Genomic DNA, 17,001 nt, shown 5'->3' on the forward strand with positions numbered 1-17,001 from the left:
AAAAATCTATTAATAAACTGCGATTAACTTATATTGTTTTCTTGTGTGGATGACAGTTCTTCAGCTAGGTTTTTCTGGAGTGCTTCCAATACTGCAATCGGGTCAGCTGGTTCCTGCATCAATTGGGCTTCAGAATCATGCCGATTTACTACATTAGGTAAATCGGTACGCAGTTCTTCTAATAAAGCAATAATCTTGGCAATTTTTTGCTCGGAGAGCAGGTTAAGCTGTAGCATTAATTGCGCTCGCTGTTCGGCAAAGTTTTCTTGGCGAGTTTGTCGCACTAGGACTCCGGTTGAAATCACCAATGCAGCTGCATCTAAGCCTTGACCTGACCAGCTAAATGAGGGCAGGTTGAATGGTAAAAAGCGATCAAAAAAACTGCTAAAAATCCAGATAGCCAGTATGACTAGCAAACTATAGAGAAATGTTGATCGCCCAAAGAATGTTGCGATCGCTTCTAGTATCCGTTGGTGGGTGGGAATATCTCGAACTTCCTGGCTATGAAGCGAACTAACCGCTTCAATATTTTTTGTAATTGGGTCTGGTAATGGAGCCGTGAAAACTTGATTTCGAGAAGTTTTGAAGTTGAATTTGTTAGCACGTTTGATGTATTTGTTAGCTGTATCGTCTGTGTTGTCCGTCATACAACAACTCCTGAATCTAGATGTTACTCGATTATTGCTTATATCCTGAAAAATTAATTATACAGGAGGTAGTAGATAGGACTTGAAACTACGTAAACTGGATTACCGTAGGTCTAGTCTGCCCAAGGCATCGCTCTTCAGGAAAAACTTTTTGGTTTACTTTATTAAGTGTCATTAGTTATTAGTTATTTTCACAAAGGACAAATGAGCAATATATTTAGGGAATTCGTCCAAAAAATAGGCAGTGGTAACCACACAGGCGAGAATTTAACTCGCGCCCAAGCAGCCACCGCTACTAAAATGATGCTGCTGGGTGAAGCTACACCAGCGCAAATTGGAGCGTTTTTGATTGCTCATCGAATCAAGCGTCCTACAGGGGAAGAGTTAGCGGGAATGTTGGATGCCTATGATCAACTCGGCCCAAAACTGCAACCAATCGTCTGTGAGCAGCCAGCGATCATTCTGGGCATCCCTTACGATGGTAGAACGCGCACTGCACCAATTAGTCCAGTAACAGCTTTATTACTCGCCGCAGCTGGACAACCAGTAGTAATGCACGGTAGCGATCGCTTACCAACTAAGTACGGATTACCTTTAATAGATATTTGGCAGGGTTTGGGAGTCGATTGGACTGTCCTACCCCTAGCAAAAACCCAGCAAGTATTTGCACAAACAAGAATCGGCTTTATTTATCTACCTCAGCATTTCCCCTTGACTACAAGTATTTGGGAGTACCGCGACCAACTTGGCAAACGTCCTCCTTTGGCGACAATGGAGTTAATTTGGTGTCCTTATGCCGGAAATGCTCACCTAATTGCTGGGTTTGTCCATCCACCGACTGAAGGGATGTTTCAGACAGCTTTAGGGTTGCGAGGAGTAACAAAATTTACATTAGTGAAAGGATTGGAAGGCAGCTGCGACTTACCACGCGATCGCACTGCAATCATCAGCTTATCTTCATCGCCAGCATCCCCAGAGATAGAACGATTGCACCTCGTACCGCGTGATTACGGCATTACTACCAAGAATGTACCCCTTGGAACTACTGAACAACTGGTGACAGATATTCAGGAAGTTTTAGCAGGTAAACCAGGAGAATTAATGCAAACCGCCTTGTGGAATGGCGGATTTTACCTATGGCGTAGTGGCATTTGCACTAATATGTCAGAAGCTTTAACTAAAGCAGAAGAATTAATAGCCAATGGTGCAGTAGCAGCTAAACTCCAAGAACTCAGCCAGTTAGTAAATTCGCTCTCAGCAGCATTTATGTCAGTGTAAACAGTTTAGTTATAAGTATGAATTTTCTTATTTCAAGGTGTCAACATAATTCGTAATTAATTACGAATTACGAATTACTGTCTTGGCAGCTCCTGCCGTGTCCTCGTCCCTTGCGGGTCTCATAGAGAGCGTCATTACGTAGCTTGCTTCTCGCCGGAGGCGAGTATTACGAATTACGAATTAGGAATTACTTACTTAGTGATTCCTCCAAAATAGATTTTTGTTGTAACCAATCTTGACCGACTTGAATGCTGATATCCGAGGCAAGGTTGCCAGTACTTTCTACACGTACTTCTCCAAATCCCAAAGTATTACGAATTGATTCAGCACTGTCACCATCTCCTTGTTGAGCGACGATATGAGTTACCTCTAAAGGTTCACCCCATGCCTTAGCTATATAGATATTGTGATAACCAAATTTTTCCAAAGCTCTAATTAATGGTTGCAGGTTAGAGCGATCGCCACCTGTACTATCTTGAATTGCTACACGTAAGGAACCTGGGTCAGTTACCTGTGGTTGTTGTTGCTCCTCTGATTCCAGACCAAAATGTGCAGCCATGAGTTTGGCAATACCATTTTTGTTAGGTAACCAATAGCTTGCATTAAACTCATTCTTCTCGCTAAAGCGACCCGGGAGCATTAACATTTGCATGTTGGAGCGATTTGTCCGCACTCCGAAACCCAATAGTGCCAATAACTCCTCAACCGTCAAGTTAGTGTCAATGTGTTCTTTGACTACATCAAGAACTTTAGGTAATTGAGCTACAGTAGCCGGATTGAGAGTCTGATCCATCAAAGCACGGATAACCATTTGCTGTCGCTGAATCCGACCAATATCTCCGAGTTCGTCATGTCGAAAACGAAGCAATTGTAGTGCCTGATCGCCGCCAAGATGTTGCTTACCTGCTTTCAAATTGATATATAAATGCTGAGAATCATCTTGGTACTTCATATCTTTGGGGACATACACTGTTACGCCACCTAAAGCATCGATTAGCTTCGCAACTCCCAAAACGTTAATTCGGACATAGCGATCAATTCCCACTCCACCTAAGAGGTTACTGACAGTTTTAGCAGTTAAAGCTGGCCCACCATCAACATTGGCAGCATTAATTTTTTTAACTCCATACCCCTCTATTTCTGTGCGAGTATCTCTGGGAATCGAGAGCATAATTATTTTTTTCGTCTCTGGATCAAATTTGAGCAAGAGCATCACATCAGAAAGACCATCAAAAGAGTTGACTTGGGGTAAGTATTTGAGATTTTTAGTTTCTTCAGGGGGATTTTGGATATCTGGTGGTAGTACACTCATTCCCATAATTAATAGATTAACCGGGCGAGTTAATTCGGAAAATCGTAGCACACCTCCAGAGATGCGATCGCCATCAAACACTGCTTCATCCTGTGGACTTAGCTGGGCTTGCTGCAAAGGCGTACTAGTTAAAGACACCGCCAACAAAGCCCCTGCTGTTGCTGACACCATCGCAATCCCACTCATACCTACCCAAAACCACAGCCAACGTCCAGATTTGGAGTTGCGAGAAATTTTTTTAATCGATTTTGAGGCTTTTCCCGATTGGTTTTCTTCCGCCGAACTTCTTTGAATGGTCACAGACTTCCTCACACTTATTCACTAATCAAATTCGGTAAATTTGCAGACGAAAAATATGCAGACAAATCAACCCATAATACCTAACTCTTAATTATTAGTGCTAACATTTTTAATGTAGTGTCAACCACAACACTTATAGCAGCATTTTTCCTTCTTTTGGGTAAATCTGGAAATGTTTTTCTGAAGTATGGCAATAATAAACTAGATTTGACTAGATAGTACTAATAAATTAATTTTAATTTTCCCAAAAGTAAGTAAAAATACTGTTAAAAGACATTCAAAAAATTTAAGATAAGTACTTGCCAACTACCCGTTCTGCGAAAGTAGTAAACCCTGGTAAACGCCCAGATTTGTTATGTATCAAGCGGAAAATCAACCAGACACTCACTAAAAAATAACCTGATGTGAGAAAGCTATTGAGGATAAATAAACGTAGCGTAAAAAAATCTGAAGTTGCTGCTCCAGTAACCAATAATAAATATCCTAATAGCCAAGTAAGTGCCAAAGTAATAGACAAACGACTAACAGCAAGTTGTTCCCGACTACCCTGGCGGCGATAGAGAGTCCACAGAGATGGGAAAAAACCGATAATCGGAACTAAGTATAGGAGTAACTCTGTTTTCGGGATTGAGGATTGGGAGTGTTGACTGATGAGTGTTGAGTGAGGAGTTATTCGCTCCTCTGCCCTTTTGCCTGCTTCATCTCTCCCAGTCCCCAGTCTCCAGTCCCCAGTTCCCATTTCGCCATCCCCAGTCTCTTTTGGTTGATAATTCTCCATTGGGCTTAGTTTAACTCCTAAACTAGAAGGATGAATAAGACTCGTATAGTTAGAGATAATAAACTGTAAAGAAAGATTTAATCTTGTTCTATTCCGCAATCAGCTGAAAATGCAGACACGTAAGCTACTTGACTGGTGGCAGACATTTACACCAATAGCGCGAATCGGGGCGATCGCGTTATTCGTTCCGCTGCTAGTTCTCAATGGTTGGGCAATTTCGGTGTTTTTTAATTATTTCCATTCTCTGATAGTCATTTTAGTCGGAGCCTCGGTGCTAGCATTTCTACTCAACTACCCCGTAAGTTGGATGGAGCATCAAGGTGCTAAACGAGAGCAAGTTGCTATTTTAGTATTTCTCTTGGCTTTATCGATTTTATTGGCATTGGGTGTGACACTTTTTCCTCTAGCCCTCACCCAAGCTCAGCAACTAGTGGCTCGCTTACCAGAGTTAATTGACTCTGGACGCTCTCAGCTAATGATTCTAAACGAAAAAGCTGATACTTTCGGCTTACCCATAAATCTCGATGCTTTGGTAGTGCAAATCAATGATCGCGTCAAGGGACAATTGCAAGCGATCGCCGGACAAGTCTTAAATCTAGCTGTAGTCACATTTACTAGTCTGCTAGATTTTCTCTTGACGATGGTTTTGACTTTTTATCTTTTACAGCATGGAGGTGAACTGTGGCAAAGTTTAGTGGAATGGCTACCTACTAAATTTCGAGACCCTTTCTCTAAAACCGTGCGCTTGAGCTTCCAAAATTTCTTCATCACCCAGTTGATTTTATCTACCTGCATGGCCTCAGCCTTGATTCCGAGTTTTTTGTGGCTGAAAGTACCATTTGGTTTGCTATTTGGCCTGACTATTGGCATCATGGCTCTCGTGCCTTTTGGTGGTTCTGTAGGCATCATCCTAACTACACTATTGGTGGCGCTGCAAGATTTCTCAATGGGTGTGAAAGTTTTGATCGCAGCAGTAATCGTACAACAAATTCTCGAAAATTTAATTGCTCCCCGAATTTTAGGTAGCTTTACTGGTTTAAACCCAGTTTGGGTATTAATTTCAGTCTTGACAGGAGCAAGAATTGGCGGACTTTTGGGTGTAATTGTGGCAGTACCCACAGCTGTTGTGATTAAGACTGCTTTGGGTGCGCTGCGTCCCGGAGGGCTGAGTGGTGAAACTGAAGAGGGTGCTAATGGGGAGATAACTGCACCGATTACTGCAAACGACCCCCCGAAAGCCGATGCCAAAAACACTCTCAGCATTTCGGAAGCGACATCACCTTAGTAGTGCTGCGCGTAATTCGTAATACTCGCCTGTGCATGATAAGCAAGCTACGTAATTTGTACGTATAGCAGGAGGCAGGAGGCAGTTCCCGTAGCGTGTCGAAGACAAGGCAGCTATGCTGGAGGTAAAACTATTACTATTCCTCGCTTTCACCCTTGTCATTATGTCTTAAAGAATGTGACTACGGCTATAATTACTATACTGCAAGCGTTTCATGATTTGGAATGAGTAATTTCTTTACGCGCCCGCTGCATTAGTCCAGCAAGGCAAAAGTAAAAAGCAAAGTTTAATTTTCAATTTTGCCTTGGTTACTGTGGCTCAACAATTGAACCCATAAATAAAATACTTCCTGTTTGATTATCCCTAATAGCACAAAAGAATGGACGGTCAACAATCATTCGGAATGGTTTTGGTTCCTGTCTGAAAGCTGTTGCTACTATTCCCACTGAGGTAGCCGCAGCCGCTTCAGTGCCCTCTTCATTCACTTCGACAAAAGTTTTATGCTTAACTTGGCTAATGGCAAAGTTTTTACCCATACCAGAAAAATTAGCTTTGTTGCTGAAAGCCTCCTCCATACCTAAAGCTTTCAAAGCACTGTTAAGTGTAACATCATATTCGGTTTTGAAGCGGGGTAAGCGAATAAATCCTTTTTGTTTGTTGAACTGAGTCATCCATTTTTCCCAGTTCTCAAGATTTAAGTTTTGAGAGAAGGCTTTGAGGTTAGAATTTTGTTTGGGTAGGAAGATATAAAAACTGATTTTCCCATCTTTGCCATAAGGTAAACTCACTGCTTGAAATTGTTCGTTTTCATAGTATTTGTATTCACCGTCTTGTGACATCATTGGGTATTGTTTTTGCCTGCCAGATGCGATGTTAAAAGGGTATTCGGCAGTTTTATTTTTGTCAAAAGCGTTACTCCAATTACCTTTAAAATATATGGCATTTATCAGAAACAACACTTGATTTGGGTCGATTTGTCCGACTATTTTATTGATTTTTCCATCTGTATTATCTTTGACCCAATTATTAATCGTGTTGACTGCTGTGGCATCTTGAAAGTTTAAATTGCTTACCTTGGCTTGATAGAAATCTTCTGCTCTTTTGAGAAACTCGGACTGAAATTTTATATCTTGATTTGCCCAAAGGGAGTTAGCAATCTTGAGTTGGACTTTCGGATCTTGATTGTCTAAAAGCTGCTTTAATATTGTTGCGTAAGCAGAGTTGATCTCTGACAAATTCATACCCTGTAATTCCAGAGTTTTTGCCATTGCTTGTTGAGTCGAACCGCTAGCGCCATTGTAGGTCATTGCTAAGGCGATCGCTACACTCGAAGGTGAGAGAAAAATATTTTTTTCTCCACCATCACTTTTATTAACTTCTGAAAAAAGCTTGAAGCTAAACTTATTGTTAGACTCAAGGATTTTAGTATCAGTATTGACTGTTTTTTTTTCCAATGGAGTTTCTGACTGAGGTAAACTAGATTGAGCAAGGGCACTTTTATTACTATCGATTTGAGAACACCCTAAAACACCGAAGATAACAACACTTGCAGCCGCTAGAACATAACGTCTACCGAGACTAACTCCGTAACGCCTTTGCAGAAAATTTTCTTTTACACCACTAAATTTTTGCCGATTCATTCTGCTACCTCACTTGCCAAAGATTGTTAATCTGTGTCTCAGGATTGACGTAAAACCGTGTCAATGATTAACTATTGCACCTGCTCTAATAGAAAAATGGCACTGTTACAGTTTTTGTAACAGCAAGTGAGTGGGCGTTAACTGATGAATGTTAAATATTAACCGTCAACAGTCATCAGTCAACATTTATTTTAATTAATAGGCACACTCCACCAAGCTAAAGCATAGGATTGAGTTGCTTCATTTAACTTTTGACGAAACTGAACGCGGATTTTGTAATTTCCAGTAGCAGCAACGGGACAAAAAATATGTTGTACACTATCGATTTGGCTAATTGAAGAACAAACAGCGCTGATATTTGAGTTTTGAGCTTCAGCTTTTATTAAGTAAAGGTTGAGGTTATTTAAACCGCGATCGCGAAAATTTTCACCCACATCATACTGCTGATTTTTATTGCGATCGTTAAGTTCTACCAATCGATCCCAACTCAGGGTAATAGCCACAAAACTACCCTGCTTTAACGGTTTTGCTAACGTATAATCAACAGAGCTTCCAACAATGATTGTGCGATAATCCCAACCAATAGGCGGCACAGCAGCTGATGGCTGCCATTGACCAGCATTAAATTGCTGATAAGCTCGAAATACATTTAAATGACCCGCTCCCATTTGGGCATCCAAAGGAATTTTTGGATCTTGATAAGCATCAGAAGCTAGCCAGTCTTGATTTTGTTTATCAATAAGCGTCCGAGTCATTCCCAAGCGCAAACCATCACCACTATCTTGGATTTTGTCTGCTGAATTGAGCAATACAGCTTTCATTACTTGATGATGGCGAGAATCTGTACTCCAATGCGGTTGTTTTGTGCGTATTTGTCGATCGCCGAGTTCCTGCAACAAAGCAACACTCGCGGTAACTTGAGGTGCTGCAAAACTTGTGCCGGTGACTTTATTCGATTTGCCATCAGGATTAAGTAAAGTAATGTTATTACCAGGAGCAACTATACTGATAGCGCGACGCCCATCAAGATCGAATTCCCTGCCGGCTAGTCGCCCACTCACTCCTTGATTAGCACCAGCCAGATTAGCAACATCTACTTTGTTAAAAATTCCCCCCCTGCGGGATGAGAAAGCGACGTTCATGCCGTTAAAGTTGTCTGTAGGAATAGGAATACCACCTTTTCCCTGGTTGCCAGCGATCGCATACAGAACATCATGAACGCGACTAGACCAGTCAACACATAAAGTTAATAAAGCATTGCCGTCTAAAGTAGCTTCTGGTCGAGGATCGCGGCTTAAAGGTTCACCAAAGCTAAAGTTAATTGCACGGACATCGCCACCATTTTGCAGAGCGATGTGCTGGGCTGATAAGCACTCTTCCGCCTGACCCATGTTTCTAGTTGAACCAACAGCAGACGAGTAAAGTCGCGCCCCCGGAGCAACTCCCGGTATGCCCTTGTCATGACTCACCATCACACCAGCAACATTGTAAGCATGGGGGTCAACACCGCTATTTGACTTAGCTGGACCATTGCGTAAGAAGACTGCTGCTAAAGATATGGCACGGTTTTTAGACACTGCTTTATCCCAGCCAAACATTCCTGGGCGGCCAATTTCTACCTGACCAATAGCAATCTTGCGACCGATTAAATTATAAGGAGTTTGGTGTAGTTTCAGAGCGTCAATACCGTTAGTTCCCAAGGGAGATTCTAAAACAGAAGCAATTACTGGCGCACTCAAACACGAAGCACTCAATCCCCAAATTATCCAGGTTAGTTTTTTAGTCATTTGTTATTTGTCATTTGTCATTTGTCATTTGTCATTGGACATCGCAGTGCTGTTAGCGGTAGCGTGACGTTTAGTCCGTTAGGAGTCATTATTCTCTCTGTCCCCGTGCGTCTCCACCTCCCCACTTCCCAACACCTAAAAAAGCTGGGATCAAAGTTATAATATCTGGCTCAATATTTAGTTACAATGTTTACAGACGAGGACGCTTGAAAACCCACTAGCCATGACCCAAAACCTATCTCAAAAGCCCATTGTAATTGCTCCATCTATCCTATCAGCCGATTTTAGTCGTCTGGGTGACGAAATTCGCGCCATAGATGAGGCTGGAGCAGATTGGATTCATGTTGATGTAATGGATGGTCGTTTTGTACCTAATATTACGATAGGTCCTCTGATTGTGGAGGCGATTCGTCCGATTACAACCAAGCCTCTGGATGTCCATTTAATGATTGTGGAGCCAGAAAAGTATGTAGAGGATTTTGCTAAGGCGGGTGCAGATCATATCACCGTACATTGCGAACATAATGCTTCTCCACACTTGCACCGCACCTTAGGGCAAATTAAAGAGCTTGGTAAAACAGCTGGAGTTGTACTTAATCCTGGTAGCCCTCTAGAACTAATTGAATATGTTTTAGATTTGTGCGATTTAGTACTAATTATGAGTGTTAACCCTGGTTTTGGTGGTCAAAGCTTTATCCCTGGTGTCTTACCCAAAATCCGCAAGCTACGTCAAATGTGCGATGAACGCGGTCTTGACCCTTGGATTGAAGTGGATGGAGGTCTCAAGGCAAATAATACCTGGCAAGTTTTGGAAGCAGGAGCCAATGCGGTGGTTGCTGGTTCAGCTGTGTTTAATGCCAATGATTATGCAGAGGCTATTACAGCAATTCGTAACAGCAAACGTCCTATTCCGGAATTAGCCAAAGTTTAATTCATTTTTGCATTGACAATACCCATAAAAATAGGTTGGGCAATCAATTTGCTCAACCTATTTTATTTTTTATAGAAAACTGGAAGTTATTCATTTTTTTAACTTCCAGTAATTACTATATAAATTGAAAGTTTATAAACTAGAGATAATCCAGGCTGGGAGGACTTAGGATTACAATAGTCGAAAGAGAAGCGTATAAGCTACTAGTTATACTAGCCACAACAAGAATTTTACCGTAACTTTTCTATTTCCATTCTTGGTGTTGATGCTAAGCGTTTGCTTTATTAACTAAAGCAACATCAACCACAATATAGAAAGCTTTATCAGCACTATTTCCACCGCCTGCAGTTCGATGAAAGTTGTATAAAGTTTGGTTTGGGGGAAGCCACCTCTCCAAATTCTCTTTGCTTTGACTTTCTCGGAAAAAGAACCACCAGTAGCAACGGTTGGTTGCATCGTTGGTCTTGGCTGAGGAATTATCTATTACATGAAATGCTGATTACTTTAATAATCAGTTTGATATATTTCATGTTAATAAATAATTATTGATTTTATTTTTTAAATTAACTTGCTTGCCAATACCTCTATTTCGGCTGAAGTTGTTATTTTGATTTTATCAATATTATCAGTATATATTTGCCATTTTGGCAGATTTATGAAAAATCTGCCATGCATTAAAGAATAGCATGGCAGTATTTTATAGCAATCCTTGCAGGAGAAAGTGAAAAATATCAGTGGTGGCTGTTGACTGTTAATAGGAGCTAGTACAGCAGAGCGGAAATGAACCAACCATTTTAAATGTCTGAAACCCATGCAAACAGCTAATTACGAATTCCTATCTTCGCAGCTCCCGCCGTGTCCTCTCCCAAGGGGAGATGCTTTAGCGCAACGAGCGTCATTACGTAGCTTGCTTCTTACCGGAGGCGAGTATTACGAATTACGTTAGCGAAGCGTTAGCGATAGCGACGGAGGAGCGTCGGAACGAGCGTCATTACGAATTACGCCTTACGGTACTAGTGGGTTGCGTATTTTCCAAGAGTTCTTTGCTTTTACCGTTCCTGTATGGTAAAAACTGGCTTTCACCAGCCAACAGCAGTAATATTTCACAAAAATTTAGGACTGCTATAGAGGCTCAATCAACTCTCAGGTAAAATCCCTTGATGCAAAATATTTTTTAATTGAATGTACAGTTTATCAAACAAATACCAAGGTATTTTTACTTTTATTTATGATTCAATTGATTGGTATTCGTTAATTTATTGCGCCAATCTCCGATCTAAATTTCCATTACAGATTTCTGTTTTTTGCTTTCCAACTACTTCTAGATAAGCTCTCTCTTTAATTTTAGTTAAGCAACTTGATGATACATTCTTTTCAGATATGGAATCATTGGGCTGTTTGAGCAGTTTTAGGTTTTCACTTTGCTGTTGGTTTATCCTGCTCGCTTGAGAATTTTCTTTGAGCAACCGATTATAAGTACGATATGGAATGTAATGAAGTGGATTATAACCAGCAAATCGCAGCATTAAAACACATGCCCAGGAATACTTTCCGGCAAGAATTGCTTCAACTACTTTATCAAATTGTTGAGGCTTCATTGCCTTATCTAAGTTACTACTAATACTAGCAATGTCTTGATTCATAGTCTTTAGGTCTCTTGGGTGAAGTAAAGTAGTTTGGTTTATGCGATTGTTGGTATTTTAATTGAGGCTAACAAACTGCATTGGCCTTTTTACAGCTGTTTAATCACTTTGGGGAAATAATTATAAGAGGACAACCTTAGATATTGACGATGAATAACAATCCATTAACACGTGCAAAGATAAATTTCCCAAATTATGATTGGCTCTCACAGCTTTGAAGTCTCAATGTAGCTATTAGTAGATACAGTTTTGTCCTCTTAACCTTTTTAAACTCCTAATTCAATAAATTTATCTGAATTTTTGCTTGTATCAACTATTACTATTAAAACCAAATCATTTCCGGCAAATTTACAAACTTTTTTTGGCTATTACAAAAAAATATTCATCACTCAGCATTTACAATGCAATTTGAATTTATACTATTTTTTGCTGCTAATCTCATTTGACAATATAGCAGATTTTTCAACTAATTTATCGAGTAAATTTAAATATTCACTTATAGATTGTGCAACTTTTAGTATTGTCCGTTTTGGGTAAGCAATGAGGGGTCTTACCCCTCAGACAATATCAATTTTAAACTCTTATTATTGTCTTATTGCTAGACAATAATAGCATTAAGTACAAGTTAAAATAATTTATATATTTAGGAGGATATAGAGGATTACTATAAATCAATAGATGGATTGATTAAAAATATTTTTTCTTCAAAGAGTAGGATAGTTTATTGTCTATTTAACTTTGTCAACGAATTTTTTAGTAGATAAATTAAGTAAATATATTAAAAATACTAATATTAAATAAAAAAGTTTTAATAATTAATATTATCTATAAATATTGAAATTATTTAATAGTTATATTAAGGTAAACTGTATTATTTTGATTAAAGTAATAATTTTATGATTAAATCATCTAATATTATCTATAAAATTGTATATTCATAAAAAAAATAAATTAAGACAATATAGTAATTATATTTAATTGATAAAATTAATTGTATAGACAGGCAACTAGCAATAGATTTAGAATTATATATAAAATAATAGTAATTAATACTTTTTACAAAAAATATTAATTACTATCATTACCTGATGAGTACTTTATTTAAAGAGGATAGCTCGGTTTAACATTATCTCATTGCTTTAAGAAAAAAATAAGACACAATTTTTAAATCTTAGATTGTGCCAGCTTTGAGAGTTTATTTTTTAACGAAGAGGCTGAAATCAAAGTTTTTGGTAAAAGCTTAGTATCACAAGAGTTATAGAGTATAATTTCAAAAAAGTGATGATAGAAAGTTAAGTTTTAATGAAATTGGCGTTCCTAAATCAGAATTGTTAGTTTCTCAATGAGTGGGCGATCGCATTTTTCTGATTGCCAAACAAAAGGATAATAAATTTCTTGCCAATTACTTATATATGAATTATGATATAAATCCAACTTATTTCAACTCACTGCAACTGTTAGCACTTCATAATTGAGTGATGTCTGGGTTGGACTGCGCCAAGATAGCTTAAATTGTGGCATCAGCTTATTGGTACCTTTGTCCTGACTATAACCCTGGGAATTTTGGTAATATTTATGGTTAAAGCTAGTAATATTTGCATTTTTGAAACATATAGTCTTCAATTCTCAATCCTTCAACTCTTACCATTACTGAAATTTTTCTGCGCTTCCGGAACACTAGGAAAATAAAATCACAAATGTCAACTGTGACTTTTGCCGTTATAGGCAAAAACAAAGGAGTGAGAAGTTGTCAAATAACGTATTTGATTCGTAGTCAGTGGTGCGCCATTATTACCCCTGCTTGTGATAAAAAAGGATTAAGGAAAACTTTTGTTATTAGAAAAGGAATAATATTATGTTCCTTCAAGTAACCGTCATTGCAACTCTAGGGAAGCAATCCCAAAAACCTTGTGATTGCGTCTTTTTACTCCCAATGATATATTAAGGTTGATTTGCCGGACACAATATAACGCTCTTCCATTACTCTTGTAGAGAAGCAATCGTAAAGATTCTAGATTATGTTTTTCAATCTTGACCTACTTATAAGGGAATAAGTAAGTAATTTTTATTCTGCATCTTCCCTCTCTACCTGAAGTCCAGAACTGGTGTATTTTTGAAACATCATCTAAAAAATTAAATAGGCAAATCAGCAGCACTATTAATATTTTTTAGGATTAAGTCAGGACTACTACGTTTAATTAAGCCAGTTAGAACTTTACCAGGGCCAATTTCTATTACTTCCTGGATGCCGTTAGCTGGTAATTGCAGAGAAATTTCTCGCCAGCGTACCGAACCTGTCATTTGTTTGTTAAGGCGTTGTTTTAAAATTTCGGCATCAACAGAGGGAATTGGTTCTATATTCGATAAAACTGGGAGCAGAGCTGGTTTAAATTCTACAGATTGCAGGATGTCTTGAAATTCTGTAGCAGCAGCAGCTATTAAATGTGAGTGAAATGCTCCAGAAACTTTTAAAGGAATAGCACGTTTGGCTTTAACTTGAGACATCACCGCTTGTACAGCCTCGGTGGTACCTGAAATTACTACTTGAGCCGAACTGTTGTCATTTGCCATTACTACATCAGGCGTTTCGGCAATGACTTTTTCTAACTGTTCGCGGTCAAAGTTCATCAAAGCTGCCATCATACCGCCAGAGGCACTTTCCATCAGTTGGGCACGACGTTTCACCAAATATAAACCAGCCGACCACTCAAAGACACCTGCAATGTAAAGCGCAACATATTCTCCTAAGCTATGTCCAGCAACTAAATCTGGTTGGTGCCCTCTCTCCCTGAGAAGGTCAGCAAGAACGCTTTCTACCACATAAAGACTTGGCTGAGTATATAGCGTCTGTGATAACTTTTCTTCTTGAGTTTGACATATTTCTGTCACAGACCAGCCTAAAATTGCTTCAGCTTGGGCAAATTTTTCTTTAGCGGCAGGTATATCTAATAAATCTATTCCCATTCCCAGTGCTTGAGAACCTTGTCCGGGAAACACCCATGCAGTTTTAGTCATTCGTCATTAGTCATTAGTCAGTGGTCATTAGTTCAGTGGTCATTGGTCATTAGTCAGTGGTCATTGGTCATTAGGGAATAACAAAAGACAAAAGACTAATGACTAAATATTTATCTTCCCCATTGAAAAATTGCTGCACCCCATGTAAGACCAGCACCAAAGCCGGATGCTGCAACGATGTGATTGGGTTTGATTTTACCTTGGCGTACTGCTTCATCTAAAGCTAGGGGAATTGAAGCAGCGGAGGTATTGCCATACTGGGCGAGATTACTGATAACTTTATCTTCTGGGACATTTAGGCGTTGGGCAACGGCGTCAAGAATCCGTTGATTGGCTTGATGTAACAGTAGCCAATCTATTTGGTCAACAGTAAGGTTGGCTTGAAACAAGGCTTTGTCAATAATTTCCGGCACTTTTTGGACGGCAAAGCGGTAGACTTCTTTGCCGTTCATAGTAATCGGTTGGTAAGTGCCTTTAGTGACACTTATACCAGAAAGTAGTTCTTCAGATGAGCCTGTATAGCCAAGATTGAGATAATGGTTTTGAGTACCATCACTCTTAAGCGCAAATCCCAATAAGCGATCGCTTTTCGATGCCTGCAATACTACTGCTCCTGCACCATCGCCGAACAAGACACAAGTGCGCCGATCTTGCCAATCTACCCAGCGAGAGAGGATATCTGCCCCTATCAACAGTACATTTTGATAGACACCTGCTCTAATGTATTGGGCTGCTGTGACCAGTCCAAACACAAAGCCGGAGCAAGCTGCTGTCAAGTCAAAAGCTACTGCTTTGGTTGCTCCCAATTTAGCCTGTACTTGACAAGCACTACCAAACAAATCGTCAGGGGTAGAAGTTGCCAGCAAAATCAGATCTAGGTCTTCTGGTTTAATTCCCGCAGATGCGATCGCCTGATTGCTGGCAGCTGTAGCGAGTATACTTAATGACTCTGATGGTAGTGCTAATCGCCGTTGACAAATTCCTGTTCTTGTAGTTATCCAATCATTTGATGTTTCAACCAGTTCAGTCAATCTCTGGTTGTCTAGGGAGGTTGCTGGTACTGCTGAGCCACTTCCCGTAATTGCTATGCCTAAATTATGCACACCTAATCTCCCGAGCTATCAGCTTTTTGTCTTTTGTCCCTTGTCGGTTGTCAGTTGTCCTTTGTCATCTGTCATTTGTCCTCTCCTGCAAAGTTCAGCTTGCTCCAAGCCGGCGAGTCCTGACTTTGCGTTTTGTCCATTTGCAAATGACTAATGACCAATGACGAACGACGAATAACTAACCGCTCTCGCGCTCTAAGATATATTGGGACTGAATTCGTTGCAGTACCTGGTTGTCAACAGCTTCTTTTGCCATGCGAATTGCATTAAAAATTGAAGGTGCTTGTGAGCTTCCGTGACCGATCAAACAAACTCCTGCTACGCCTAAGAGCAAGGCTCCACCGTGTTCTGCGTGATCCATGCGCTGCTTGATCCGCTTCAAGTTGGGTTTTAAGAGTGCCGAGCCGATTTGACCGTGTAAGCCTTGGGGTAATTCTTCGCGCAAGATTTGCAGAATTACTTCTCCGACTGCTTCGGCAAATTTTAACAAGACATTGCCAACGAAGCCATCACAGACAATTACATCAAAATGACCCGAAAGCACATCACGCCCTTCGGCATTGCCAATAAAATTAATTTGAGAATTTTCGCGTAGCAGTTGATGGGCACGCACAGCTGCATCATTGCCCTTAGAGTCTTCTTCACCGATATTTAACAAACCTACCTTCGGTTCAGTTGTACCCAAGACATACTTACTGTAAGCTGACCCCATGACTGCAAACTGCTCTAAAAACTTCGGACGGCAGTCTACATTTGCGCCGACATCAAGTACCAGCACTGGCTTACCAGCTACGATAGTGGGAAAAACAGTCCCGATGGCTGGGCGGTCAACTCCTGGTAATCTTCCTAAGCGGAGCAAGGCTGATGCCATAGCTGCACCAGAGTGACCTGCTGAAAATACCGCATCTGCCTGTTGCTGCTTGACCAAATCCATCGCCACATTAATAGAAGCGTTCCGTTTGCGTCTAACTGCGTTTAAAGGCTCCTCATCCATTGCGATCGCTTCTTGTGCAGTCACGATCTCCACCTGCCCTAAATTTGTTTTTGGCGGTAAGGCAGCTTCAATTTGTTGGGGATCACCAACCAACAATATATCTACACCCAATTCTTCCCTTGCTCGCAATGCGCCAGCAACAATTTCAGCGGGTGCGTGATCCCCTCCCATTGCGTCAATTGCGATCCGTACACGAGTCGATCCCATTGCTTAGAGCTTCTAGAAACCTTACAAATTTTACCAGATGGCTTTACCCAAAAAGCTTAACTTTGAAGATAGCCAAACTAC

12 protein-coding genes and 1 pseudogene are annotated in these 17,001 nt (G+C 40.1%); 3 read left to right on the forward strand and 10 right to left on the reverse strand.

Annotated features, from left to right (window positions below):
• Positions 1 to 23: 23 nt before the first annotated feature.
• Positions 24 to 647 carry a DUF1003 domain-containing protein gene (locus FCR06_RS08800; RefSeq protein ID WP_138498667.1) on the reverse strand — a complete coding sequence of 208 codons (624 nt, stop codon included), beginning with the start codon at positions 645 to 647 and terminating at the stop codon, positions 24 to 26.
• A 204-nt stretch (positions 648 to 851) separates the two neighbouring features.
• On the opposite strand from FCR06_RS08800, the gene FCR06_RS08805 reads away from it, so the two are divergent.
• On the forward strand, positions 852 to 1,925 hold the full coding sequence (locus tag FCR06_RS08805; protein ID WP_138498669.1) for an anthranilate phosphoribosyltransferase family protein: 1,074 nt from the start codon (positions 852 to 854) through the stop codon (positions 1,923 to 1,925).
• A 187-nt stretch (positions 1,926 to 2,112) separates the two neighbouring features.
• Here the strand turns inward: FCR06_RS08805 and FCR06_RS08810 are convergent, their stop codons facing one another.
• Together FCR06_RS08810 and FCR06_RS08815 are read right to left on the reverse strand one after the other, a co-directional pair.
• Positions 2,113 to 3,537, reverse strand: coding sequence for an LCP family protein (locus FCR06_RS08810; RefSeq protein WP_138498671.1), 1,425 nt, complete (start codon positions 3,535 to 3,537; stop codon positions 2,113 to 2,115).
• Between the two features lie 286 nt (positions 3,538 to 3,823).
• Entirely contained in the window at positions 3,824 to 4,315 is a 492-nt protein-coding gene (locus FCR06_RS08815; RefSeq protein ID WP_223280080.1) for a hypothetical protein, read from the reverse strand.
• Between the two features lie 109 nt (positions 4,316 to 4,424).
• Between FCR06_RS08815 and FCR06_RS08820 the strand changes: the two genes are divergently transcribed.
• A complete protein-coding gene (locus FCR06_RS08820) occupies positions 4,425 to 5,600 on the forward strand; it encodes an AI-2E family transporter (RefSeq protein ID WP_138498673.1) in 1,176 nt (391 codons plus the stop codon).
• Between the two features lie 308 nt (positions 5,601 to 5,908).
• On the opposite strand, the gene FCR06_RS08825 is transcribed toward FCR06_RS08820, so the two are convergent.
• Positions 5,909 to 7,240 (reverse strand): serpin family protein, encoded by a 1,332-nt coding sequence (locus FCR06_RS08825; protein ID WP_138498675.1) that lies wholly within the window; start codon positions 7,238 to 7,240, stop codon positions 5,909 to 5,911.
• A gap of 191 nt (positions 7,241 to 7,431) precedes the next feature.
• Entirely contained in the window at positions 7,432 to 9,027 is a 1,596-nt protein-coding gene (locus FCR06_RS08830) for a S8 family serine peptidase (protein ID WP_138498677.1), read from the reverse strand.
• 223 nt (positions 9,028 to 9,250) lie between these two features.
• Between FCR06_RS08830 and rpe the strand changes: the two genes are divergently transcribed.
• Positions 9,251 to 9,958, forward strand: a complete 708-nt coding sequence (gene rpe, locus FCR06_RS08835; RefSeq protein ID WP_138498679.1) for a ribulose-phosphate 3-epimerase — start codon at positions 9,251 to 9,253, stop codon at positions 9,956 to 9,958.
• A gap of 288 nt (positions 9,959 to 10,246) precedes the next feature.
• Here the strand turns inward: rpe and FCR06_RS32490 are convergent, their stop codons facing one another.
• The 5 genes and pseudogenes from FCR06_RS32490 to plsX all read right to left on the reverse strand — a co-directional run bounded on the left by FCR06_RS32490 (position 10,247) and on the right by plsX (position 16,920).
• A complete protein-coding gene (locus FCR06_RS32490) occupies positions 10,247 to 10,414 on the reverse strand; it encodes a hypothetical protein (protein WP_189523358.1) in 168 nt (55 codons plus the stop codon).
• Positions 10,415 to 11,217: 803 nt separating this feature from the next.
• A pseudogene (locus tag FCR06_RS08840) lies at positions 11,218 to 11,601 on the reverse strand (HetP family heterocyst commitment protein); the annotation flags it as partial.
• A gap of 2,133 nt (positions 11,602 to 13,734) precedes the next feature.
• Positions 13,735 to 14,616 (reverse strand): ACP S-malonyltransferase, encoded by an 882-nt coding sequence (gene fabD / locus FCR06_RS08845; RefSeq protein WP_138498683.1) that lies wholly within the window; start codon positions 14,614 to 14,616, stop codon positions 13,735 to 13,737.
• A 110-nt stretch (positions 14,617 to 14,726) separates the two neighbouring features.
• On the reverse strand, positions 14,727 to 15,719 hold the full coding sequence (locus FCR06_RS08850) for a beta-ketoacyl-ACP synthase III (protein ID WP_138498685.1): 993 nt from the start codon (positions 15,717 to 15,719) through the stop codon (positions 14,727 to 14,729).
• A 178-nt stretch (positions 15,720 to 15,897) separates the two neighbouring features.
• The gene (gene plsX, locus FCR06_RS08855) at positions 15,898 to 16,920 is read right to left on the reverse strand and encodes a phosphate acyltransferase PlsX (RefSeq protein ID WP_138498687.1); all 1,023 of its coding nucleotides are present in this window, start codon (positions 16,918 to 16,920) and stop codon (positions 15,898 to 15,900) included.
• Positions 16,921 to 17,001 lie beyond the last annotated feature (81 nt).

The sequence above is a fragment of the Nostoc sp. PA-18-2419 genome (assembly GCF_005869855.1).
Taxonomy (GTDB): Bacteria; Cyanobacteriota; Cyanobacteriia; order Cyanobacteriales; family Nostocaceae; genus Nostoc.

What these genes read in the sequence shown, in the direction of transcription:
- FCR06_RS08800 (WP_138498667.1), bottom strand. Translation starts at nt 647, where the DNA reads ATGACGGACAACACAGACGATACAGCTAACAAATACATCAAACGTGCT.
- FCR06_RS08805 (WP_138498669.1), top strand. Translation starts at nt 852, where the DNA reads ATGAGCAATATATTTAGGGAATTCGTCCAAAAAATAGGCAGTGGTAAC.
- FCR06_RS08815 (WP_223280080.1), bottom strand. Translation starts at nt 4,315, where the DNA reads ATGGAGAATTATCAACCAAAAGAGACTGGGGATGGCGAAATGGGAACT.
- FCR06_RS08820 (WP_138498673.1), top strand. Translation starts at nt 4,425, where the DNA reads ATGCAGACACGTAAGCTACTTGACTGGTGGCAGACATTTACACCAATA.
- FCR06_RS08825 (WP_138498675.1), bottom strand. Translation starts at nt 7,240, where the DNA reads ATGAATCGGCAAAAATTTAGTGGTGTAAAAGAAAATTTTCTGCAAAGG.
- FCR06_RS08830 (WP_138498677.1), bottom strand. Translation starts at nt 9,027, where the DNA reads ATGACTAAAAAACTAACCTGGATAATTTGGGGATTGAGTGCTTCGTGT.
- rpe (WP_138498679.1), top strand. Translation starts at nt 9,251, where the DNA reads ATGACCCAAAACCTATCTCAAAAGCCCATTGTAATTGCTCCATCTATC.
- FCR06_RS32490 (WP_189523358.1), bottom strand. Translation starts at nt 10,414, where the DNA reads ATGCAACCAACCGTTGCTACTGGTGGTTCTTTTTCCGAGAAAGTCAAA.
- fabD (WP_138498683.1), bottom strand. Translation starts at nt 14,616, where the DNA reads ATGACTAAAACTGCATGGGTGTTTCCCGGACAAGGTTCTCAAGCACTG.
- plsX (WP_138498687.1), bottom strand. Translation starts at nt 16,920, where the DNA reads ATGGGATCGACTCGTGTACGGATCGCAATTGACGCAATGGGAGGGGAT.